Origin of the sequence: Variovorax sp. LjRoot130 (genome assembly GCF_964253755.1) — a bacterium.
Lineage (GTDB): Bacteria > Pseudomonadota > Gammaproteobacteria > Burkholderiales > Burkholderiaceae_C > Variovorax.
This window is the reverse complement of the sequence record NZ_CAXURM020000001.1, coordinates 5,515,976-5,537,310: the sequence shown is the minus strand read 5'-3', so window position 1 is coordinate 5,537,310 and position 21,335 is coordinate 5,515,976. Positions and strand designations below refer to the sequence as shown.

The following is a 21,335-nucleotide window of genomic DNA, read 5'->3' as shown; positions in this document are numbered from 1 at the left end:
GGAGCAGCCCTTCGACCCTTCGGCAGGCTCAGGACAGGCCAAGCTCAGGGCGAACGGGGTTGGGCGACTGCTACTTGAGCCAGCCGCGGCGGCGGAAGTACCACATCGGCACCAGGGCGCTGGCGACCATCAGCACGATCGCGTACGCGTAGCCGTAGCCCCATTCCAGCTCCGGCATGAGCTTGAAGTTCATGCCGTACACGCTCGCGATCAAGGTCGGCGGCAGCAGCGCGACGCTCGCCACCGAGAAGATCTTGATGGTCTTGTTCTGGTTGATGTTGATGAAACCGACGGTCGCATCCATCAGGAAGTTGATCTTGTCGAACAGGAAGGCGGTGTGGTTGTCGAGCGACTCGATGTCGCGCAGGATCTGGCGCGCCTCCTCGAACTGCTCGGCGTTCAGCATGCGGCTGCGCATCATGAAGCTCACCGCGCGGCGCGTGTCCATCACGTTGCGGCGGATGCGGCCGTTCAGGTCTTCCTGCCGCGCGATCGCGGCCAGCACCTCGCCGGCCAGTTCGTCGCTGACGTTGCCTTCCAGCACTTTCTTGCCCGCGACTTCCAGCTCGTCGTAGATGTTCTCGAGCGAGTCGGCCGAGTACTCGGCGTCGGCATCGAAGAGCTTCAAGAGCACTTCCTTGGCATCCTCGATCAGGCCGGGTGCGCGGCGCGCGCGCATGCGCAGCAGGCGGAACACCGGCACGTCTTCATCGTGAATCGAGAACAGCACGCCGCGGCTGCGCAGTTCGGTGTTGTGCTGGTTGAGGATGAAGGCGACGCGCACGGAGCGCGGGTTCTCGGCGTCATCGATCAGGAAGTCGCTGCGCACGTGCAGCTCGCCGTTGTCTTCTTCGTAGAAGCGCGCCGACTCCTCGATGTCCTCGTCCATCGCATCCTCGGGGATGGACAGGCCGTAGTACTGCTTGATCCAGCGCTTTTCTTCGAGTGTGGGCGATTCGAGATCGACCCAGATCGGCTGGAACTGAGAGAGCTCTTCGAGGGCCTCGATTTCTTCCTGGACAAGGCGGCCGTTGGCGAGCGTGAAGATATTGAGCATGGCTCACTCCCGGTGAATTTTTGTGGCGGTTGGCGAGGGTTCGGGGCGCTTTCAAGTCCCTGGCCAACAACGCATCACAGGGGAGTTGAAAGCTGCCGAGGCGGAACGGTTTCCATGCAAAGTCTCCGGTTGCAGCGAGGCGCGATTATGTCATCGGCCCCGGCGCTTTTCTGTCGGCATCTGGATGGACATCCAGTAAAGTCGCGGCGATGCAAAGCCTCGCGACACCCGCACCCACGAGCCAGGCCGAGCGCCTCGCGGCCGCGCTCTCCAAGCTCAACGACGAGCAGCGTGCGGCGGTGGAGCACGGTGTCGGCACGGCCCTCGGCGAGGCTCCGGAAGACCAGCGGCCGCTGCTCGTGATTGCCGGCGCGGGCTCGGGCAAGACCAGCACGCTCGCGCATCGCGTGGCCCATCTGATCGCGCGCGGCGCCGATCCGCAGCGCATCCTCTTGCTGACCTTTTCGCGCCGCGCGGCGCAGGAGATGGAGCGCCGTGCCGGGCAGGTGCTGGCGCGCGTGCTCGGCCTGAAATCCGATGCGCCGCCGGCCTTGCCCTGGGCCGGCACCTTCCATGGCATCGGCGCGCGCCTGTTGCGCGAACACGCGGCGCAGATCGGCCTGCACGAGAACTTCACCATTCACGACCGCGGCGATGCCGAAGACCTGATGGGCCTGGTGCGCAACGACATCGGCCTCGCGTCCATGGAGCGGCGCTTTCCGCGCAAGGGAACCTGCCTCTCGATCTACTCGCGCGCCGTCAACAGCTACGCGCCGCTGGCCGAGGTGCTCGCGCATGCGTTTCCGTGGTGCGCCGAATGGGAGGCCGAGCTCAAGCGCCTCTTCGGCGCTTACGTCGAAGCCAAGCAGGCGCAGCAGGTGCTCGACTACGACGACCTGCTGCTGTACTGGGCCGAGATGGTGGCGGAGCCCGCGCTGGCGGCGCAGATCGGCGCGCGCTTCGACCACGTGCTGGTCGACGAGTACCAGGACACCAATCTGCTGCAGGCCGCCATCCTGCGCGCGCTCAAGCCCGACGGCCGCGGCCTCACCGTGGTCGGCGACGACGCGCAGTCGATCTACTCGTTCCGCGGCGCGACGGTGCGCAACATCCTCGACTTTCCGCAGCAGTTCACGCAGCCCGCGCGGGTGGTCACGCTGGAGCGCAACTATCGCTCGACCCAGCCCATCCTCGATGTCTCCAATGCGGTGATCGCCGCCGCTTCGGAGCGCCACACCAAGACCCTCTGGACCGACAAGCCCTCGGCCGGACGGCCGCAGCTGGTGCTGGTGCCCGATGAAGCGCAACAGGCCCGCTTCGTGGCCGAGCGCGTGCTCGCGCACCGCGAAGGCGGTCTGGCGCTGAAATCGCAGGCCGTGCTGTTCCGCAGCTCGAGCCACAGCGCCGCGCTCGAGCTCGAGCTGGCGCGGCGCAACATCCCCTTCGTCAAGTACGGCGGCCTCAAGTTTCTCGAAGCCGCGCATGTGAAGGACCTGCTGGCGGTGCTGCGCTTTGCCCAGAATCCGCGCGGGCGCATGGCGGGCTTTCGCGTCACGCAGCTGATTCCGGGCATCGGGCCGGTCAGCTCCACGCGGCTGCTCGACGCGATGGCCGAGGCTTCAGACCCCGGTGCCGTCGTGCAGGCCTTCGTGCCGCCTGCCGCCGCGAAGGAGGAGTGGGCGCGCTTCGCGGCCATCTATGCCGAATTGCGCGCGCCCACGCTCGCCTGGCCGGCCGACATGGAGCTCGCGTTGCAGTGGTATCTGCCCCACCTCGAGCGGCTTCACGACGATGCCGGCCTCAGGCGCGGCGACGTCGAGCAGCTCGCGCGCCTGGCCTCGGGCTATGTCTCGCGGGAGCGCTTCCTGACCGAACTCACGCTCGATCCGCCCGAAGCGACGAGCGACCGCCCGGGTCCGCCGCTGCTCGACGAGGACTACCTGATCCTCTCGACCATCCACTCCGCCAAGGGGCAGGAGTGGCGCTCGGTGCACGTGCTCAACGTGGTCGACGGCTGCATCCCGGCCGACGTGGCGCAGGGCGCGCAGGAACTGGAGGAGGAGCGGCGCCTGCTCTACGTGGCGATGACCCGCGCGCGCGACCACCTGCACCTGCTGGTGCCTCAGCGCTTCTACGTCACGCAGCAGGCTGCGCGCGGCGACCGGCATCTGTACGCCGGCCGCACGCGCTTCATTTCGGCCGCCGATTCCGAGCGCTTTGAACAGCAGACCTGGCCGCCGCCGCCCGAACGCGCACCCCATGTACCGCCGCCGGCGGCCACGATCGATCTGCTGAGCCGCATGCGCGCCGCGTGGCGCTGAGCGCCGCGCGAGGTCTTTAGCACTATCAAATCGATAGCGCACCGTGAGCGTGGGCGGGCGATGCCGGGGTTTGCCATGGAAGGGATTGCAATTCGATGACAGCATGGGCATAGTGAACCGACCTTCCCCCGTTCCTCTCCCTCCCCCTTCCTTCTTCTCTCCTTCCCCCACCTTTCCCCATTTCGCCGGCCACGCTTCACCCTGAAGCGGGGTCTTTTTCCCCAACCGTCAATCCAGGAGGTCATTCATGAATTTGACGATCAGCGGTCATCACCTCGACGTCACCCCCGCCTTGCGCAGCTACGTTACGAGCAAGCTGGACCGAATCACCCGCCATTTCGACCAGGTGGTCGATGTGAAGGTGATCCTCACGGTGGAAAAGCAAAAGGAAAAGGAACGTCGGCAACGCGCCGAATGCAATATTCACGTCAAGGGCAATGACATGTTCGCGGAATCGAGCCACGCTGATCTCTACGCCGCGGTCGACGAGCTGGTGGACAAGCTCGATCGGCAGGTGGTCCGTCACAAAGACCGCCTGCAGGACCACCATCACGAGGCGCCGAAGCGCGTGATGTAGTACCTCTCCGGGCAAATACTCTTGCGGGCCGCCTCAGGGCGGCCCTTTGCTTTTTGCGGAGCAGGTGCATAATCGCCCCCGCCCCGCCCCAACATGAACCGACTCGCGTCCATCCTGCCGCCCGCTCAAGTCCTCGTGAGCGTTGACGCCACCAGCAAGAAGCGTGCTTTTGAAGAAGCGGGCTTGCTGTTTGAAAACCTGCACGGCCTGGGCCGTGCCCTCATCACCGACAGCCTGTTCGCCCGCGAGCGCCTGGGTTCCACCGGCCTCGGCCACGGCGTGGCCATCCCTCACGGGCGCATCAAGGGCCTCAAGTCGCCGATGGCCGCGGTGTTCCAGCTCGCGAATCCGATCGGTTTCGACGCGCCGGACGAGCAGCCGGTGGTGCTGCTGATCTTCCTGTTGGTGCCCGAAGCGGCCACCCAGAAACACCTTGAAATACTTTCGGAGATCGCGGAGCTGCTCAGCGATGCCGGCCTGCGCGAGCAGATCAAGTCGAGCTCCGACGCCGCCGCGCTCCACGCCCTGATCGCAGGATGGCAGTCCGCCCAGGTGGCCTGAAGCGCACCCGCATGAGACAGTCTGGCGCATGAAGCCGACCGTCATCAGTGCCGACGCGATGTTCGAGGAGTTCCGCGGCTCGCTCCGGTGGGAGTGGCTGGCGGGGCTGGGCGCCTCGGAGCGCCAGTTCGATCCCGGCGTCATCAGCCGCGCCCAGTCGGCCGCCGACCTGGTGGGCTACCTCAACTACATCCATCCTTACCGCGTGCAGATTCTCGGTGCGCGCGAAGTCGCCTACCTGACGCGCGGCACGCCCGACGATTGCGTGCGGCGGATCGCCCGCATCGTCACGCTGGAGCCGCCCATGCTGGTGCTGGCCGACGGCCAGCCGGCGCCCGACGAACTCCTGTCGATCTGCGAGCGGGCGCAACTGCCCCTGTTCGCCACGCGGGAATCCTCGGCCTTCGTGATCGACCTGCTGCGCGCCTACCTCTCCAAGCACTTCGCCGAGCGCACCTCGATGCACGGCGTGTTCATGGACATCCTGGGCCTAGGGGTGATGATCACCGGCGAGTCGGGACTCGGAAAGAGCGAGCTCGGCCTGGAGCTGATCTCGCGCGGCAACGGCCTGGTGGCCGACGACGCGGTCGACCTCTACCGCATCAACCAGACCACGCTGGAAGGGCGCTGCCCCGAGCTGCTGCAGAACCTGCTCGAGGTGCGCGGCATCGGCCTGCTGGACATCCGCGCGATCTTCGGCGAGACGGCGGTGCGCCGGAAGATGCGCCTCAAGCTGATCGTGCACCTGGTACGGCGCGACAGCTTCGAGCGCGACTACGAACGCATGCCCTCGGCGCCGCTGACCCAGGACGTGCTGGGCATTCCGGTGCGCAAGGTGATCATCCAGGTGGTGGCCGGCCGCAACATCGCCGTGTTGGTGGAAGCGGCGGTGCGCAACTCGATCCTGCAGCTGCGCGGCATCGATACCTACGCCGATTTCGTCGCCCGCCACCACAAGGCCATGGAAGGCGCGCGCGAGGACGATTAGCCCCCGGCTTTTCACTTCGCTTCGCTGCGTGTAACTCCACCCCCCGAGGGGGAGGCGCGGCCCGCCTTGGGGCGGCCCGGCGGCGGCCGCCGTCTTTCAGTTCAGCGCTTGCTGGCGCAGTCGCCGCACAGGCCGTAGAGCGACATCGCGTGGTCCTGCAGAATCCACTTCTTGTCGGTCGCGATCATCTGCTGGCGGCGCTCGATCTCGGGGTCGTAGAACTCCTCGACCTTGCCGCAGGAGGTGCACACCAGGTGGTCGTGGTGCTTGCCTTCGTTGAGTTCGTAGACCGCCTTGCCGCTCTCGAAATGGCTGCGCTCGAGAATGCCGGCCTGCTCGAACTGCGTCAGCACGCGGTAGACCGTGGCCAGGCCGATGTCGGAGTGCTCGTTGAGCAGCACCCGGAACACGTCTTCCGCCGTCATGTGGCGCTGGCCGCCGTTCTGGAAGATTTCGAGAATCTTGAGACGCGGCAGGGTGGCCTTGAGGCCGGTGTTCTTCAGTTCGTCGATGTTGCCCATGATGGTTCCTGCGCCGGCTGTGCGAGAGGGGCACGCCGAGGGGCAGCCGCTACAATGGCCCGATCATATCGCTACCCCTCTTTGCCCTTTTGCCCATGCCTGACATTCCACAACGCCGCCTCTGGCTGCTCGTCGGCGCAGTCGCTGGGAGCCTCTGCCTCGGCGCCTGCAGCAGCGTCACCGAACGCTCGCGCGATGCGCTGCATGCCATCACGCCCTACAAGGTCGACGTGGTCCAGGGCAATTTCGTGTCGAAGGAGCAGGTCGAGCTGCTCAAGCCCGGCATGTCGCGCCAGCAGGTGCGCGAAGTCCTCGGCACCTCCCTGCTGAACGACGTCTTCCATTCCAATCGCTGGGATTACGTGTTCACGATCCGGCGCCAGGGCGTCGAGCCCCAGCAGCGCCGTCTGACGGTGTTCTTCAATGGCGAAGTGCTCGAACGCTTCGAAGGCGACCCGATGCCGAGCGAGGAAGAATTCGTCGCCGCGCTCGACACCCGCAAGCGCAGCGGCAAGGTGCCGGCCCTGGAAGCCTCGGAAGACCAGCTCAAGAAATTCGATCCGGCCAAGGACAAGAAAGCGGACGGCGAGTCCTCCGCCTCCCTGCCTCCGCTGCCGCCGAGCTATCCCCCGCTCGAAGCGACGCGCTAGCGCGCGCCGGCCGCGCCGGCCGGCTTTCTTCCAGGCTTCAAGGCTGAAACGCGTGACTGATTCTTCCTCTCCCTCCATTCCCCCGCTGCGGCGCATCGCGATCGCCGGCGCTTCCGGGCGCATGGGGCACATGCTGATCGAGGCCGTGCGCGAGGCGCAGGACTGCCGCCTCGCCGGCGCGCTCGATGTCGCCGGCAGTCCCGCGATCGGCAGCGATGCGGCTGCCTTTCTCGGCTTCACGAGCGGCGTCCCGATCGTGGCCGACCTGCGCACCGGCCTCCAGGACGCCCAGGTGCTGATCGACTTCACGCGGCCCGAAGGCACGCTGGCGCATCTGGCCGTGTGCCGCGAGCTCGGCGTGCAGGCCGTGATCGGCACCACCGGCTTCAGCGACGCGCAGAAGGCCGAGATCGCCGCGGCGGCGAAAGAAATCGCGATCGTGATGGCGCCCAACATGAGCGTCGGCGTCAACGTCACGTTCAAACTGCTCGAAATGGCGGCCAAGGCGCTCGCTACCGGCTACGACATCGAGATCATCGAGGCGCACCATCGCCACAAGGTCGACGCACCTTCGGGCACCGCGCTCAAGATGGGTGAGGTGATCGCCGATGCGCTGGGCCGCGACCTCAAGGAATGCGCTGTCTATGCGCGCGAGGGCGTCACCGGCGAGCGCGACCCGTCCACCATCGGCTTCGCGACCATCCGCGGCGGCGACATCGTGGGCGACCACACGGTGCTGTTCGCCGGCACCGGCGAGCGCATCGAGATCACGCACAAATCGGCCAGCCGCGCGACCTATGCGCAGGGCAGCCTGCGTGCGGTGCGCTTCCTGGCCGGGCAGCAGAGCGGCCTGTTCGACATGTTCGACGTGCTCGGCCTGCGCCAAAGCGCATGAGTGTTCTGGAGCTGCTCACCCACGGCGACGGCGTCAGCCGTTCCGTGGCCGTGCTGCTGCTCCTGATGTCGGTCTCCAGCTGGGTCGTGATCCTCTGGAAGGCCTGGCTGCTGCGCGGCGGCACGCGCGACGTGGTGCGCAGCATCGCGGCCTTCTGGCAGTCGCCGTCGCTCGGCGACGCCGAGCAGAAGCTCAGGGCCTTCGACCGCGCGGCCCTGGTCTGGCCGGCCGTGAGCGCGGTCAGGAGCCTGGCCGCCAAGTCCGATGCCGCCACGCTCGGCGGCGCGGTCGACCGCGCCCAGCGCCTCACGCGCGCCCTGCGCGACGCCTTGCATGCCGCGCTGCGGCGCCTGCAGGCCGGGCAGATCCTGCTCGCCACGGTCGGCGCCACGGCACCCTTCGTCGGGCTGCTCGGCACGGTCTGGGGCATCTACGGCGCGCTCGTGGGCATTGCCGGGGAAACCGGCGGATTCACCATCGACAAGGTGGCCGGCCCGGTTGGCGAGGCGCTGATCATGACCGCCTTCGGCCTCGCGGTCGCGATTCCGGCCGTGCTCGCCTATAACGTGTTCGGCCGCGTGGTCAGCCGAATCGAGGCCGAGCTGGAAGGCTTCGCCCACGACCTGCTCGGCGCGCTCGGCGACGAGCCGCAGCGCGAAGCGCCGCTGCCGCCCGCGCGGCCGATGCCGGTCTGAGAAGGGCACAGAACCCATGGCCTTCGGTCGCACCTCGCTCGGCAGCACCGCCACCGGCGGGCGGGCGATCGGCGCCGGCGGGCAGCGGCCGCTGTCGGACATCAACGTCACGCCGCTGGTGGACGTGATGCTGGTGCTGCTGGTGATCTTCATCATCACCGCCCCGTTGATGGCCAGCTCGATCAAGCTCGACCTGCCGCGCACCGACGCCGGCCAGCCCGCCGACACGCCCAAGTTCGTGAGTCTCGCGGTGGATGCGGAGGGCAAGGTCTTCCTCAACGACCAGGCCGTGAGTGTCGAGGAGCTCGCGGCCGGCCTCGAGAAGGCCGCCGCCGCCAACCGCGACACCGAGGTCCAGCTGCGCGCCGACCAGACCGTGCCCTACGGCAAGGTGGTCGAGTTGATGGGCATCGCGAACAAGGCGGGGCTGAGCCGCATCGGCTTCGTGACCGAAGCGCCGGCCACCAGGAAGCCTTGAGCTTCCTCACCCGCGATAATCCGCATTCCCCGGCCGCCTGATGCCGGGCTGTTGCCCCAAGCCCAATGAACCCCAGCTACAAACCCAGCGACGTCGAGTCCGCTGCCCAGGCCGCCTGGACGGCGGCCGATGCCTACCGCGTGACCGAGGACGCGCGCAAGAAGAAGTACTACGCCTGCTCGATGCTGCCGTATCCCAGCGGCAAGCTGCACATGGGCCACGTGCGCAACTACACGATCAACGACATGCTCACGCGCTACCTGCGCATGAGCGGCTACAACGTGCTGATGCCGATGGGCTGGGACGCCTTCGGCCTGCCGGCCGAGAACGCGGCGCTCAAGAACGGCGTGCCGCCGGCCCAATGGACCTACGAGAACATCGGCTACATGAAGAGCCAGCTCCAGGCCATGGGGCTGGCGATCGACTGGAGCCGCGAGATCGCCACCTGCGACCCCAGCTATTACAAGTGGAACCAGTGGCTGTTCCTGAAGATGCTCGAAAAAGGCATCGCTTACCGCAAGACCCAGCTGGTCAACTGGGATCCGGTCGACCAGACCGTGCTGGCCAACGAGCAGGTGATCGACGGCAAGGGCTGGCGCACCGGCGCCACGGTGGAGCGGCGCGAGATCCCGGGCTACTACCTCAAGATCAGCGACTACGCCGAAGAGTTGCTCGAGCACACCCAGCACAAGCTGCCGGGCTGGCCCGAGCGCGTGAAGCTGATGCAGGAGAACTGGATCGGCAAGAGCGAGGGCGTGCGCTTCGCCTTCCTGCACGACATCAAGGACGATCACGGCAAGCTGATCCAGGGCGGCCTCATGTACGTCTTCACGACGCGTGCCGACACCATCATGGGCGTGACCTTCTGCGCCGTGGCGCCCGAACATCCGCTGGCCGTGCATGCCGCGAAGAAAGACCCGAAAGTCGCCGCCTTCATCGAGGAATGCAAGAGCGGGGGCACCACCGAGGCCGAGCTCGCGACGCAGGAAAAGAAGGGCGTGCCCACCGGCCTCCACGTGCGGCACCCGATCACCGACGAGCCGATTCCGGTCTGGGTCGGCAACTATGTGCTGATCGGCTACGGCGACGGCGCCGTGATGGGCGTGCCCGCGCACGACGAGCGCGACTTCGCCTTCGCCAACAAGTACGGCATCGAGATCATCCAGGTCGTATTGGTCGACGACGAACCGCACTTCGACTACCACCGCTGGCAGGACTGGTATGCCGACAAGCAGCGCGGCGTGACCATCAACTCCGACAACTTCAGCGGCATGTCCTACGCCGAGGCGGTCAAGGCGGTGGCGCACGCGCTGGTCCAGAAGGGCCTGGGCGAGATGCAGACCACCTGGCGCCTGCGCGACTGGGGCGTGAGCCGCCAGCGCTACTGGGGCACGCCGATCCCGATCATCCATTGCGAGGAACACGGCGCGGTGCCGGTGCCCGAGAAGGACCTGCCGGTCGTGCTGCCCACCGACTGCGTGCCCGACGGCTCCGGCAACCCGCTGGCCAAGCATGAAGGCTTCCATGCCGGCGTGGCCTGCCCGGTCTGCGGCAAGCCGGCGCGGCGCGAGACCGACACGATGGACACCTTCGTCGACAGCGCCTGGTACTTCATGCGCTACTGCGACCCGAAGAACGACCAGGCCATGGTGGCCGAAGGCGCCGACTACTGGATGCCGATGGACCAGTACATCGGCGGCATCGAGCACGCGATCCTGCACCTGCTCTACGCGCGCTTCTGGACCAAGGTGATGCGCGACCTCGGTCTGGTGAAGATCGACGAGCCCTTCAGCAAGCTGCTCACGCAGGGCATGGTGCTCAACCACATCTTCTACCGGCGCACCGAGAAGGGGGCCAAGGAGTACTTCCCGCCTTCCGAGGTGACGCCCGTGCTCGATGCGCAGGGGCGCATCACCGGCGGCACCCTGGCCGACGGTATGAAGCTCGAATACGGCGGCGTCGGCAAGATGGGCAAGAGCGAGCGCAACGGCGTCGACCCGCAGGACCTGATCGAGAAGTACGGCGCCGACACCGCGCGCCTCTACACCATGTTCACCGCGCCGCCCGAGGCCACGCTGGAGTGGAACGATGCGGCTGTGGAAGGCAGCTACCGTTTCCTGCGCCGGGTCTGGAACTTCGGGGTAGCGCTCGAAGCGGCGACCGTCAGCGCCGCGGAGAGCGCGGAGATCGAGATCGACGCGATCGACCCGCGCTCGGCCTTCGGCAAGGAGGCCAAGGCGCTGCGCCGCGAGGTCCATACCGTGCTGCGCCAGATCGACTACGACTACCAGCGCATGCAATACAACACCGTGGTGTCGGGCGCGATGAAGCTCCTGAATGCGCTGGAGGGCTTCAAGTCCGACGGCAGCACGGGCGATCGCGCGGCCGTGCGCGAAGGCTTCGGCATCCTGATGCGCTGCCTCTACCCGGCCACGCCGCACATCACGCACGCACTGTGGCATCAGCTGGGCTACGACAAACTGCACGGCCCGCTGCTCGACGCGCCCTGGCCGGTGGTCGACGTGGTCGCGCTGGAGCAGGACGAGATCGAGCTCATGCTGCAAGTCAACGGCAAGCTGCGCGGCTCGCTGCGCGTGCCGGCCAATGCCTCGAAGCAGGAGATCGAGAAGATCGCGCTCGCGAGCGAGGTGCTGGCCAAGCATGCCGAGGGCGCCGTGCCCAAGCGCGTGGTCGTGGTGCCCGGGCGGCTGGTCAACGTGGTGGTATGAAGGAAAGCATGAATACACGCACCCGGTCTCAGCGCCTCCTGCCGCGTCGCGGCTTTCTCGCCCTTGCCGCGGCGGCCTCGCTTGGGGTCGGGGGCTGCGGCTTCGAGCTGCGCCGTGCGCCGATCTTCGCGTTCAAGACGCTGGCGGTGCCGGGCAGCTCGGCTTTCGTGAACGATCTTCGGCGCCAGATCCGCGCCGCCGGCACCGTCGAGCTGATTCCGGCCGACAAGCTCGACACGGCCGAAGCGGTGCTCGACATCCTTGCCGAAAACCGCGAGCGCATCGTGCTCTCCACCAATTCGGCCGGCCAGGTGCGCGAGCTCCAGCTGCGCCTGACGATGCGCTTCAGGCTGCGCACGCCGGGCGGCAAGGAACTGCTGCCACCGACCGAGATCCAGCAGCAGCGCGACATCACCTACAACGAAACCGCGGCGCTGGCGAAGGAAAGCGAAGCGGAGCTGCTGTTCCGCGACATGCAGAGCGACATCGCCCAGCAGACGATGCGGCGGCTGGGCGCGGTGAAGAGCCTCTGATGCAGCTCGGCCCCGCGCAGCTGGAAGCCCATCTGCAGAAGGGCATCAAGCCGCTCTACACCATCCACGGCGACGAGCCGCTGCTCGCGCAGGAGGCGGCTGACGCGATCCGCGCAGCGGCACGAACGCAGGGCTACACCGAGCGCAGCTCGTACACCGTGGCCGGCGCGCATTTCGACTGGAGCGCGGTGCTCGCCGCGGGCGGGTCGCTGAGCCTGTTCGCCGACCGGCAGATCGTCGAAATCCGCATCCCCTCGGGCAAGCCGGGCAAGGACGGCAGCGTTGCGCTGCAGCAGATCGCCGAGGCCGCGCAGGGCAACGACAGCACCCTCACGCTGGTGATGCTGCCGCGCCTGGACAAGGCCACGCGCACCGGCGCCTGGTTCTCGGCGCTGGAGAACAACGGCATCAGCCTGCAGATCGAGAGCATTGAGCGCGCCGCGCTGCCGCAGTGGATCGCGCAGCGGCTCGCGCAGCAGGGCCAGCGCGTGAGAGGCGGCGAGGAAGGCCAGCGCACGCTGCAGTTCTTCGCCGACCGCGTGGAAGGCAACCTGCTCGCCGCGCACCAGGAAATCCAGAAGCTCGCGCTGCTGCATCCCGAGGGCGAGCTGTCGTGGGAGCAGGTCGAAGGCGCGGTCAACAACGTCGCGCGCTACGACGTGTTCAAGCTCTCCGAAGCCGTGCTCGGCGGCAATCCGCAGCGCGTCGCGCGCATGCTCGACGGCCTGCAGGCCGAAGGCGAGGCCGAGGTGCTGGTGCACTACACGCTGGCCGAGGACATCCGGGCGCTGAAGCGCGTCAAGGACGCGATGGCCGCCGGCCGGCCGCTGCCCATGGCGCTGCGCGAGAACCGCATCTGGGGCCCGCGCGAGCGCGCCTTCGAGCGCGTGCTGCCGCGGCTGGACGATCGTGCGCTGGCCCGCATGCTGCGCGCCGCGCACATCGTGGACGGCATCGTCAAGGGCCTGAAGCAGCCCGACTGGCCGGCCGGCGGCTGGCAGGCGCTGCAGCGGCTGGCGCTGATGCTGTGCCGTGCCTGCGCGGCGCCGGCCCGGGGCTGAGCGCGCGATCGTTCCTCTTTCGCGAACCCCGCGTTTCCACGCATTGCCGCCCTGCCCGCAGCCCGCGTGGGAAAATGGGCGGATGAACGCGTTCAACGTCAACGAACACATGCAGACCCTGGGGCTGCAGGCCAAGGCGGCCGCCGCCCTGATGGCCAAGGCCTCCGCGGCCACCAAGAACAAGGCGCTCAAGGCGCTGGCACGGCGCCTGCGCGAGAGGGCGGAGGGCCTGGCCCCGGCCAATGCGCGCGACATCGAGCGCGCTGTCGCGGCCGGCCTCTCGGCCCCGATGGTCGACCGGCTCAAGCTCACGCCGAAGGTCATCGAGACCGTGGCGCTGGGCTGCGAACAGCTCGCCGCGATGCCCGACGTGATCGGCGAAGTCATCGGCATGAAGCAGCAGCCCAGCGGCATCCGCGTCGGCCAGATGCGGGTGCCGATCGGCGTCTTCGGCATGATCTACGAGAGCCGGCCCAACGTGACCATCGAGGCCGCGAGCCTCGCGATCAAGAGCGGCAACGCGGCGATCCTGCGCGGCGGCTCGGAGGCGATCGAGTCGAACAAGGCGCTCGCGCTGCTGGTGTCGGAGGCGCTGGCCGAGGCGGGCCTGCCGGTCGAGGCGGTGCAGCTGGTGCAGACCACCGACCGCGAGGCGGTGGGGCAGCTGATCGCGATGCCCGAGTTCGTCGACGTGGTCATCCCGCGAGGCGGCAAGGGCCTGATCGAGCGCATCAGCCGCGAGGCCAAGGTGCCGGTCATCAAGCACCTGGACGGCAACTGCCACGTCTTCGTGGACGACACGGCCGAGCTCGACATGGCGGTCAAGATCGTCGACAACGCCAAGACGCAGAAGTACAGCCCCTGCAATGCGGCCGAGGGCCTGCTGGTGGCGGCCTCGATGGCCGAGAGCTTCCTGCCGGAGATCGGCGCGATCTTCGCGGCCAAGGGGGTGGAGATGCGCTGCGACCCCGCAGCGGCGCGCATCCTGCGCGCCGACGGTGCGCTCCCGCCGGGCGCCCGGGTGGTGGACGCGGTCGAGTCCGACTGGTCTGAGGAGTACCTGGCCGCCGTCATCAGCATCAAGGTGGTCGCGGGCGTGGACGAAGCCATCGCGCACATCAACCGCTATTCGAGCCACCACACCGACGCCATCGTCACGCGCGACCACATGCACGCCCAGCGCTTCCTGCGCGAGGTCGACTCGGCCAGCGTGATGGTGAACGCGAGCACGCGCTTTGCCGACGGCTTCGAGTTCGGGCTCGGGGCCGAGATCGGCATCAGCACCGACAAGTTCCATGCGCGCGGGCCGGTCGGCATCGAGGGGCTCACCTCGCTCAAGTACGTGGTGCTGGGCCAGGGCGAAGTGCGGAGCTGAAGGTGGCGCGGATCGGGGCAGCGCTTGTCATCCGCCCCAGCGCCCCCAAATCCTACAATTCCACTCCACCTTTCGTCGCAGAACACGCATAACAAGGCCGTCGCATGGTTCCCCATCTCGTCACCGCCCTGACCGGCCCCATCAACGAACTCGAACAACGCGTTCTCGACTCCACGCCGGCCATCGAGCGCTGGTTCCGGCTCGAATGGATGGAGCACACGCCGCCCTTCTACAGCTCGGTCGATATCCGCAATGCCGGCTTCAAGCTGGCGCCAGTGGACACCACCCTCTACCCTGGCGGCTGGAACAACCTGACCGATGACATGCTGCCGCTGGCGGTGCAGGCCGCGCAGGCCGCGATCGAGAAGATCTGCCCCGAAGCGCGCAACCTGCTGGTGATCCCGGAAAACAATGCGCGCAGCACCTTCTACCTGGCCAACGTGGCCCGGCTGGTGCGGATTTTTCATATGGCGGGGCTCAATGTGCGCGTGGGCTCGATCGATCCGGCGATCAAGTCGCCCAAGAAGATCGAGTTGCCGAACGGCGAGACCGTGTGCCTGGAGCCCGTGGTGCGCGGCAAGCGGCGCCTGGGGCTCAAGCATTTCGACCCCTGCACCATCCTGCTCAACAACGACCTCGCGGCCGGCACGCCCGGCATCCTGGAAGACCTGCACGAGCAGTACCTGCTGCCGCCGCTGCATGCCGGCTGGTCGGTACGCCGCAAGAGCAACCACTTCCACAGCTACGAGGAAGTTTCCAAGCGCTTCGGCAAGCTGTTGGGCATCGACCCCTGGCTGATCAACCCGATGTACGCGCGCGCCGGCGGCGTCGATGTCGCCGAGGGCCAGGGGATGGACGTGCTGACCAGCCACGTGGACGCGCTGCTCACCAAGATCCGGCGCAAGTACAAGGAATACGGCATCAACGAGAAGCCCTTCGTGGTCGTCAAGGCCGACAACGGCGCCCATGGCATGGGTGTCATGACGGTGCGCGACGTCAAGGATCTCGAGGCCCTCGGCCGCAGGCCGCGCAACAACAAGACCGGCACCGCCAGCGAAGCCCAGGAGCCGGGCGATGTGATCGTGCAGGAAGGCGTGCTGACCAACGAGCGCGTGCACAACGGCGTCGCCGAGCCGGTGGTCTACATGATGGACCGCTACGTGGTCGGCGGCTTCTACCGGGTGCATGCCGAGCGCAGCCCCGACGAGAACCTCAACCTGCCGGGTGCGAGCTTCGTGCCCTTGGCATTTTCGGAGAGTGCGCACTTACCGCAACCGGGCGCCAAGCCCGGCGCGAGCGCCCCGAATCGCTTCTACATGTACGGCGTGATCGGACGGCTGGCCATGGTGGCGGCCAGCTACGAGCTCGAGGCGACCGATCCGGACGCCGAAATCTACGAATGATTTCGTAGTACGGGTTGCGGGGCCTTCCGGCGGCGGCAAAATAGCGACCCCACAGCAACGCAAACAAGAGGGCGGAAGGCGACGCGGCGGCTGCACCCAGCTGCCCAGGCGCCCGGGCGTGCAGCGTCACGCCGGACACCCTTTTTCATCGACTCCGTGTCCCCCACCAAATCTTCCTCTACCGCGCTGATCCTTGCGGCCATCGGTGTCGTCTATGGCGACATCGGCACCAGCGTTCTGTATGCGGTCAAGGAGGTGTTCGGCCACGGCCACGTTCCCTTCACGGTCGAGAACGTCTACGGCATCCTGTCGATGTTCTTCTGGACCTTGACGGTGATCGTCTCGCTCAAGTACGTGGTGCTGGTCCTGCGGGCCGACAACGAGGGCGAGGGCGGCCTGGTCGCGATGCTGGCACTGGCCTCGCAGGCGGTGGTCGACAAGCCCCGCCTGCGCCACGTGCTGCTGATGGTCGGCATCTTCGGCACCTCGCTCTTCTACGGCGACGGCGTCATCACGCCGGCCATCTCGGTGCTGTCGGCGGTCGAGGGCCTGGAGGTGGTGTCGCCGCACTTCAAGCACTACGTGATCCCGATCACGCTGGTGGTGCTGTTCTGCCTGTTCGCGCTCCAGAAGCACGGCACCACGGGCATCGGCCGCTACTTCGGCCCGATCACGCTGGTCTGGTTCTTCGCGATCGCGCTGCTGGGCGTGTGGCAGATCCTCGCCCATCCTGAAATCCTCAAGGCCATGAGCCCGCACTATGCGCTGCGCTTCATGTGGGACAACCCCGGCACCAGCTTCATCATCCTGGGTGCGACCGTGCTGTGCGTGACCGGTGCCGAGGCGCTCTACGCCGACCTCGGCCACTTCGGCAAGCGGCCGATCCGCGTCGCCTGGTTCTCGGTCGTGATGCCGGCGCTCACGCTCAACTACTTCGGCCAGGGCGCGCTGCTGCTGGAGAACCCGTCGGCGGTGAAGAATCCCTTCTACATGATGGCGCCCGAATGGGCCCTGATACCGCTGGTGCTGCTCGCCACCGCCGCCACGGTGATCGCGTCGCAGGCGCTCATCACCGGCGCCTTCAGCGTCACGCGGCAGGTGATCCAGCTCGGCTACCTGCCGCGTCTGAACATCGAGCACACCAGCGTGCGCACCGCGGGGCAGATCTACATTCCCTTCGTCAACTGGGGGCTGTTCGTCGCGATCGTGCTGGCGGTGGTCATGTTCCGCTCGTCGAGCAACCTGGCCGCGGCCTACGGCATCGCCGTGACCACCGACATGCTGATCACCACGGTGCTGACTTTCTTCGTGATCCGCTATGCCTGGAAGTACCCGTTGTGGCTGTGCATCGCCGCGACCGGCTGGTTCTTCGTGGTCGACTTCCTGTTCTTCGCCTCCAACCTGTTGAAGCTGTTCGAAGGCGGCTGGTTCCCGCTCCTGATCGGCGGGTCCATCTTCATGCTGATGCTGACCTGGAAGGAAGGCCGGCGCCTCATGGGCCAGATGCAGCTGGCCGAAGCCATCGACCTGCGCGGTTTCCTCGATTCGGTGTTCGTCAATCCGCCGGCGCGCGTCGACGGCACCGCGGTGTTCATGACCGCGGAGCCGGGCGTGGTGCCCAATGCGCTGCTGCACAACCTCAAGCACAACAAGGTGATGCACGAGCAGAACCTGTTCGTCACCGTGCGCAGCCACGAAGTGCCGTGGATTCCGATGGACAAGCGCATCGAGATGGAGCCGCTCGGGCATCACTGCTGGCAGGTGGTGGTGCACTACGGCTTCAAGAACGACGTCGACCTGCCGCGCGCGCTGGAGCATGCGCGGCTGCGCGGCTGCCAGCTCGAGCCCATGACGACCAGCTACTTTCTCTCGCGCGACGTGGTGATCCCCACGCTCGGCAGCGGCATGGCGCCCTGGCGCGAGAAGCTCTTCGCGCAGATGCACCACAACGCGAGCGGGGCGGCGGGCTTCCTCGGGCTGCCGAACAACGCGGTGGTCGAGCTCGGCTCGAAGATCGAGATCTAGGGCGTCGAGGCCGTCGATGCGATTCTTCGAGGACCTGAGCCTCTCGGCCATCCAGCAGCTCGGCCGCGGCAAACCCTTCGCCGGCAAGGATATCGCAGCTGCCTGCAAGATCAAGCAAGACGCACGGGCCGCTTCTGCCGAAGCCGCCCCTTCCTCATCGATCGCCGGAAAGACATCCTGATGCACATCCTTTTCATCGCTGACCCGCTCGAGCAGTTCAAGATCTACAAGGACACCACCTTCTCGATGATGCGAGAGGCGCAGCGCCGCGGCTACACGCTCTCGGCCTGCGAGCCGCGGCACCTGAACTGGCAGCGCGGCCGGCCGGTCACCGCCAGGGTGCGCGAGATCATGCTGACCGGCGAGCAGGCATGGTTCCGCGAAGAGGCCGTGATCGAACGCCCGCTGCACGCCTTCGATGTGGTGCTGATGCGCAAGGACCCGCCCTTCGACGCCGAGTACATCTACGCCACTCACCTGCTCGAACAGGGTGAGCGCGAAGGCGCGCGCGTCGTCAACCGGCCGCGCGCGCTGCGCGACCATCCCGAGAAGCTCGCGATCATGGAGTTCGCCGAGTACACGACGCCCACGCTGGTCACGCGCGATCCGGCCGCGGTGCGCGCCTTCCATGCCGAGCACCAGGACATCATCCTGAAGCCGCTCGACGGCATGGGCGGCATGGGCATCTTCCGCGTCAAGGCCGACGGGCTGAACCTCGGCTCGATCGTCGAGACGCTCAACAAGAACGGCGCCGAAACCATCATGGTGCAGCGCTTCGTGCCCGAGATCGCGCAGGGCGACAAGCGCATCCTTGTGATCGGCGGCCAGGCCGTGCCGCACAGCCTGGCGCGCATTCCGCAGGGCACCGAGGTGCGCGGTAACCTCGCGGCCGGCGGCAAGGGCGTGGCGCAGCCGCTGACCGACCAGGACCGGCGCATCGCCGAAGCGATCGGACCGGTGCTCAACGAACGCGGGCTGCTCCTGATCGGGCTCGACGTGATCGGCGGCTCGCTGACTGAGATCAACGTGACCAGTCCGACCTGCTTCCAGGAAATCACCGAGCAGACCGGCTTCGACGTGCCGGCGATGTTCATCGATGCGTTGGAGGCGTACCTCCGCTAGCGCCTGGCCCGGCGCGCGCACCGCCTCGGCGAAGCCCGTGCGCGGCGCCCGAATTCAGCCGGCGCGCTGGCCGTCGACGAACACCGCGAGCTCGTTGGGCGCGAAGGCGGTCCAGGTCTCGTTGGTGGTCAGGGGCGCCGTCACCACCACCGCCACCCGGTCGTTCGGTGTGGTGTGCTGCGCGAAGTCGATGCTGAGGTCTTCGTCCGACAGCTCGGCCGTCACGAAAGGATGGCGTCGCTCGATGTACCAAAGGTTCGTCGAGGCGTGCGACCACAGCGCCTGCCCGTTCGAGAGCATGAAGTTGAAGGTGCCGTGGCGCGCGACGCGCGGCGCCAGCTCGCGCAGCGTGAGCGTCAGTTCCTCGACGCTCGGCACGTCGGCATGCGACTTGGCCATCTCCTGCATGATCCAGCAGAAGGCGTGCTCGCTGTCGGTATTGCCCACGGGATGAAAGTTGCCGTGCAGCCGCGGCCTGAAGTCCTTCAAGTCGCCGTTGTGCGCGAACACCCAGTAGCGGCCCCACAGCTCGCGCACGAAGGGGTGGCAGTTCTGCAGGTTCACCGCGCCCTGCGTGGCCTTGCGGATGTGCGCGATGACGTTGCGGCTCTGGATCGGGTAGCGCCGGATCAGCTCGGCCACCGGCGACTCGCAGGCCGGCTGGTGGTCGACGAAATGCCTGAGGCCGCGGTCCTCGAAGAAGGCGATGCCCCAGCCGTCGGCATGGTGGTCGGTACGCCCGCCGCGCTGCGCGAAGCCCGTGAAGCTGAATGTCACGTCGGTCGGCGTGTTGCAGTTCATTCCGAGCAATTGGCACATGGGTCAATTAGAGCGCTTTTCGCGCAACTGCCAGGCCGCGCAGATCGCCAGCGCGCAGAGGCCGGCCAGCATCGCGAACACCTCGTCGAAGGCCGCCAACCGCGCCGGGCTGGTGGCCGTGTTGACCAGCGAATCGCCATGCACGGCCAGCCGCCATTCGAGCACGATCGCGCACAGGCTCACGCCGGCCGCGCCGCCCAGCATGCGCAGGAAGTTGATTGCGCTCGCGCCCTGAGGAATCAGCGGCTTGGCCAGCGGGCGCATCGAGCCCAGGTTGAGCGAGGGCAGGATGAAGCCCAGCCCGACGCGGCCGATGATCGCGAAGGCCACCAGCAGCCAGAGCGCGCTGTCGAGCCGCAGCAACAGCATCAGCGCGAAGGAGACGGCCAGGAGCGCGAGCCCGGTGCACACCAGCAGCCAGGTCGGGTGCCGGTCCGCGAGCCGGCCGACACCGGCAATGGTGAAGGCGAGCACGATGCCGGCCGGCAGCAGGATGGTGCCGACGTGCGAGGCCGAAAGCTGCAACCCGACCTGCATGTAGACCGGCAGCAGGTAGGTCGAGCCGAACAGCGCCGTGCCGTAGATGAAGGCGACCACGCTGCCCATCGCGAACTGCCGGTACTGGAACAGCGCCAGGTTCATCAGCGGCGTGCCGCCCGCGGCCGCGAGCCGCCGCTGCCAGCCCACGAAGGCGCCGAAGGCCACGACCGCGCCGACGAGCAGCGCCGCGGCCTGCAGCGGCGCGTCGCCGCGCAGCTCGACCAGCCCGTTCAGCAGGCACAAGGTGCCGGCGGTGCCCAGCGCGAGGCCGCCCCAGTCGAGCCCGCCGCTGCGCGCCGCCACCACGCCGCCGGGCGCCGTGGTCGGCACGAACTTGTAGGCCAGCCAGATCGAGGCGATGCAGAAAGGCACCACCATGAAGAAGATCGAGCGCCAGCCGAACAGGTCGACCAGCACGCCGCCGATGCTGGGGCCGATGGCCGGCGCCAGCACCACGCCCATGCCGAAGATGCCGGTTGCGCGGCCCTGCTCGTGAGGCTCGAAGGCGCGCAGGATGATGATGGCCGGGATCGGCTGCACCACGCCGGCCGCCAGGCCCTCGGCGACCCGCGCGATCAGCACCAGCGGGAAGTGGTTGGCCAGCCCGCCCGCGACGCCGCCGAGCAGCAGCAGCACCATGGTGCCGACATAGGTGCGGCGGTAGCCGTAGCGCGCGAGCAGCCAGGGCGTGGTCAACATCGACACCGTCATCGCGACCATGAAGCCCGAGCTGACCCACTGCGCGCGCTCCTGGCCCAGCGCGAAGTGGTGGCTCATGCCCGGGATCGCCACGTTGACGATGGTCGAGGACATGATCGATGCCATCACGCCCACCATCACGGAAAAGAGCAGCAGCCAGCGGTAGCGGGGCCCGTAGCGGCTGCTGAGGGATTGCGGCGGGAGCGTCGAGGTCATCGGGGGAGGCAGCCTGTTCGGGCCGTCCTACAAGGATATCGGGGTTTGCGCGCCGGTCCTGGCGCAGAGG

The 21,335-nt window shown here is 67.4% G+C and carries 20 protein-coding genes; 16 read left to right on the top strand and 4 right to left on the bottom strand.

Annotated elements, in window-relative coordinates; genetic code table 11:
* Positions 1-70: 70 nt before the first annotated feature.
* Positions 71-1,057, bottom strand: a complete 987-nt coding sequence (gene corA, locus ACSQ86_RS27440) for a magnesium/cobalt transporter CorA (RefSeq protein WP_093109938.1) — start codon at positions 1,055-1,057, stop codon at positions 71-73.
* A gap of 209 nt (positions 1,058-1,266) precedes the next feature.
* Here corA and ACSQ86_RS27435 point away from each other — a divergent pair, with 209 nt between their 5' ends.
* The 4 genes from ACSQ86_RS27435 to hprK all read left to right on the top strand — a co-directional run bounded on the left by ACSQ86_RS27435 (position 1,267) and on the right by hprK (position 5,504).
* Complete coding sequence (locus ACSQ86_RS27435) at positions 1,267-3,378, top strand: ATP-dependent helicase (protein WP_436310008.1); 2,112 nt, start codon at positions 1,267-1,269, stop codon at positions 3,376-3,378.
* 247 nt (positions 3,379-3,625) lie between these two features.
* Positions 3,626-3,955 carry a ribosome hibernation-promoting factor, HPF/YfiA family gene (hpf, locus tag ACSQ86_RS27430; RefSeq protein ID WP_093109940.1) on the top strand — a complete coding sequence of 110 codons (330 nt, stop codon included), beginning with the start codon at positions 3,626-3,628 and terminating at the stop codon, positions 3,953-3,955.
* 93 nt (positions 3,956-4,048) lie between these two features.
* Positions 4,049-4,516, top strand: coding sequence for a PTS sugar transporter subunit IIA (locus tag ACSQ86_RS27425; RefSeq protein ID WP_093109941.1), 468 nt, complete (start codon positions 4,049-4,051; stop codon positions 4,514-4,516).
* Positions 4,517-4,544: 28 nt separating this feature from the next.
* Entirely contained in the window at positions 4,545-5,504 is a 960-nt protein-coding gene (gene hprK, locus ACSQ86_RS27420) for an HPr(Ser) kinase/phosphatase (RefSeq protein WP_093109942.1), read from the top strand.
* A gap of 101 nt (positions 5,505-5,605) precedes the next feature.
* Here hprK and fur read toward each other — a convergent pair whose 3' ends face one another.
* The gene (gene fur / locus ACSQ86_RS27415) at positions 5,606-6,025 is read right to left on the bottom strand and encodes a ferric iron uptake transcriptional regulator (protein ID WP_093109943.1); all 420 of its coding nucleotides are present in this window, start codon (positions 6,023-6,025) and stop codon (positions 5,606-5,608) included.
* 95 nt (positions 6,026-6,120) lie between these two features.
* Here fur and ACSQ86_RS27410 point away from each other — a divergent pair, with 95 nt between their 5' ends.
* The 12 genes from ACSQ86_RS27410 to gshB all read left to right on the top strand — a co-directional run bounded on the left by ACSQ86_RS27410 (position 6,121) and on the right by gshB (position 18,991).
* Positions 6,121-6,675, top strand: a complete 555-nt coding sequence (locus tag ACSQ86_RS27410; protein ID WP_436305887.1) for an outer membrane protein assembly factor BamE — start codon at positions 6,121-6,123, stop codon at positions 6,673-6,675.
* A gap of 85 nt (positions 6,676-6,760) precedes the next feature.
* Positions 6,761-7,570, top strand: coding sequence for a 4-hydroxy-tetrahydrodipicolinate reductase (gene dapB / locus ACSQ86_RS27405; RefSeq protein ID WP_093110037.1), 810 nt, complete (start codon positions 6,761-6,763; stop codon positions 7,568-7,570).
* Positions 7,567-8,265: a MotA/TolQ/ExbB proton channel family protein gene (locus ACSQ86_RS27400; protein ID WP_093109945.1), complete on the top strand. Its 699-nt coding sequence runs from the start codon at positions 7,567-7,569 to the stop codon at positions 8,263-8,265. The genes dapB and ACSQ86_RS27400 overlap by 4 nt, the downstream gene beginning before the upstream one ends.
* Before the next feature lie 16 nt (positions 8,266-8,281).
* Entirely contained in the window at positions 8,282-8,743 is a 462-nt protein-coding gene (locus ACSQ86_RS27395; protein WP_093109946.1) for an ExbD/TolR family protein, read from the top strand.
* 65 nt (positions 8,744-8,808) lie between these two features.
* Positions 8,809-11,472, top strand: a complete 2,664-nt coding sequence (gene leuS, locus ACSQ86_RS27390; RefSeq protein ID WP_436305886.1) for a leucine--tRNA ligase — start codon at positions 8,809-8,811, stop codon at positions 11,470-11,472.
* 8 nt (positions 11,473-11,480) lie between these two features.
* A complete protein-coding gene (locus tag ACSQ86_RS27385; RefSeq protein ID WP_436305885.1) occupies positions 11,481-12,005 on the top strand; it encodes an LPS assembly lipoprotein LptE in 525 nt (174 codons plus the stop codon).
* Entirely contained in the window at positions 12,005-13,066 is a 1,062-nt protein-coding gene (gene holA / locus ACSQ86_RS27380; protein WP_093109949.1) for a DNA polymerase III subunit delta, read from the top strand. The genes ACSQ86_RS27385 and holA overlap by 1 nt, the downstream gene beginning before the upstream one ends.
* Positions 13,067-13,148: 82 nt before the next feature.
* Positions 13,149-14,441, top strand: coding sequence for a glutamate-5-semialdehyde dehydrogenase (locus tag ACSQ86_RS27375; protein ID WP_093109950.1), 1,293 nt, complete (start codon positions 13,149-13,151; stop codon positions 14,439-14,441).
* Between the two features lie 104 nt (positions 14,442-14,545).
* Positions 14,546-15,844 carry a glutamate--cysteine ligase gene (gene gshA, locus ACSQ86_RS27370; protein WP_436310007.1) on the top strand — a complete coding sequence of 433 codons (1,299 nt, stop codon included), beginning with the start codon at positions 14,546-14,548 and terminating at the stop codon, positions 15,842-15,844.
* A 156-nt stretch (positions 15,845-16,000) separates the two neighbouring features.
* On the top strand, positions 16,001-17,869 hold the full coding sequence (locus ACSQ86_RS27365; protein WP_436305882.1) for a potassium transporter Kup: 1,869 nt from the start codon (positions 16,001-16,003) through the stop codon (positions 17,867-17,869).
* A gap of 16 nt (positions 17,870-17,885) precedes the next feature.
* Entirely contained in the window at positions 17,886-18,050 is a 165-nt protein-coding gene (locus ACSQ86_RS27360; RefSeq protein WP_436310006.1) for a hypothetical protein, read from the top strand.
* Positions 18,050-18,991, top strand: a complete 942-nt coding sequence (gene gshB, locus ACSQ86_RS27355) for a glutathione synthase (protein WP_436305880.1) — start codon at positions 18,050-18,052, stop codon at positions 18,989-18,991. The genes ACSQ86_RS27360 and gshB overlap by 1 nt, the downstream gene beginning before the upstream one ends.
* Before the next feature lie 54 nt (positions 18,992-19,045).
* Here the strand turns inward: gshB and ACSQ86_RS27350 are convergent, their stop codons facing one another.
* Both ACSQ86_RS27350 and ACSQ86_RS27345 read right to left on the bottom strand, forming a co-directional pair.
* Positions 19,046-19,810, bottom strand: coding sequence for a class II glutamine amidotransferase (locus ACSQ86_RS27350; RefSeq protein ID WP_436305879.1), 765 nt, complete (start codon positions 19,808-19,810; stop codon positions 19,046-19,048).
* 3 nt (positions 19,811-19,813) lie between these two features.
* Entirely contained in the window at positions 19,814-21,265 is a 1,452-nt protein-coding gene (locus tag ACSQ86_RS27345; RefSeq protein WP_436305878.1) for an MFS transporter, read from the bottom strand.
* Positions 21,266-21,335 lie beyond the last annotated feature (70 nt).